General features: G+C 60.6%; 1 protein-coding gene. It reads right to left on the reverse strand.

From position 1 onward, the window contains the following. Positions 1–160: 160 nt before the first annotated feature. A complete protein-coding gene (locus tag ACLQ7E_RS05645) occupies positions 161–943 on the reverse strand; it encodes an SDR family oxidoreductase (protein WP_411731593.1) in 783 nt (260 codons plus the stop codon). Between the last annotated feature and the right edge of the window lie 340 nt (positions 944–1,283).

Below are 1,283 nucleotides of genomic sequence, written 5' to 3' on the forward strand. Positions count from 1 at the left end.
ATCCTCGGAGGAGTACTTCCGGGGGCCTGAAGGATTCTTGTTGGTTGGTGATTTCTTCGTTAAAGACGACACGGTCGTTGCAACTCCCAAAGATCTGGGGTGTTGCAACGACCGTTAGAATCTGCCCAAGTGCCGCGGGGCCCGCTTTCAGTGGCGGAACCTAGTACTTGTAGGACTGCCCGCCGTCGATCGGGATGACCGCCGCGTTGATGAACCCGGAGTCGCCGGAGAGGAGGAAAGCTACAAGTTGGGCCACTTCTTCCGGCTTGCCGAAGCGCTTCATCGGGTTGGGCTCGACGAATGCCTGGCCGACCTTTTCCCAGTTTTCGGGATCGATCTGCTTGAGCGAACCCTCAACCATGGGCGTCATGATGGCGCCCGGTGCGATGGCGTTGATTTGGATGCCGTATTGTCCGTACTCGATGGCGGAGTTGCGGGTGAGGCCTACGACGCCGTGCTTCGCGGCGGCGTAGCCGGACTGGTTGCCCACGCCACGGATTCCGCCGACGGATGCGGTGTTGACGACGGAGCCGGAACCTTGCTCACGCATGACCTTCAGGACATGCTTTAGGCCGAAGAAAACACCCTTGAGGTTGATGTCGAGAACCTTGCCAAACTCGTCCGAACCGAAGTCCTCGGTCGGGTTCTGCTTGCCTTCGATGCCGGCGTTGTTGAAGAAGCCGTCGATCGTCCCGAAGCGCGTGACGGTTTCCGCGACGTAGTTCTGGACCTCGGACTCATTGGCGACGTTTGCCGTCAGCAGGAGCACCTCGGCATCGGGTGCAACTTGCCGGATCTCCTGCTCGGTTTCCTGCAGTCCTGCGGGGTTCACGTCGACCAGGGTCAGCTTGCCCATTTCCTTGGCGATCTGGACGGCTGCCGCGCGACCCAGGCCAGATCCGGCGCCGGTGATGATGACTGCTTTACTTTCAAACCTCTGCATTTTTTGATTCCTTTCGGGGGTCCAATTGGAGGATCGTTGACATGTATGCAAACGCATGTAACTTGCGGATTATTCCCGCACGGCCGGGGGCGGGGTCCAATCAGGGGGCCGCGGTGCTGCTTCCAACTTATAGGCTGCCGGTGCCGTGAGCCCGACTTTTGGGGGCCAGGTTGAAGAAGTTTGGGAAAGGAGCTGGTGGTGGGGTGTCTACGCCGCCGCGAGAACGGCCAGGCCAAGGGGCGAACCGTTCGAGTGCCCCGAAAAAACGGAGTGCCCGCGGCCCTCGGCCGCGGGCACAACGTCGGGGTATACGCCGGGGCGGGTGAGGTGGTTTGGGTCA

It is taken from the genome of Paeniglutamicibacter sp., from assembly GCF_046714615.1.
In the GTDB taxonomy this organism is placed as follows: domain Bacteria; phylum Actinomycetota; class Actinomycetes; order Actinomycetales; family Micrococcaceae; genus Paeniglutamicibacter.

Bases quoted from the DNA above. Each gene is read 5' to 3' on its own strand.
- ACLQ7E_RS05645 (WP_411731593.1), bottom strand. From the start codon at position 943: ATGCAGAGGTTTGAAAGTAAAGCAGTCATCATCACCGGCGCCGGATCT.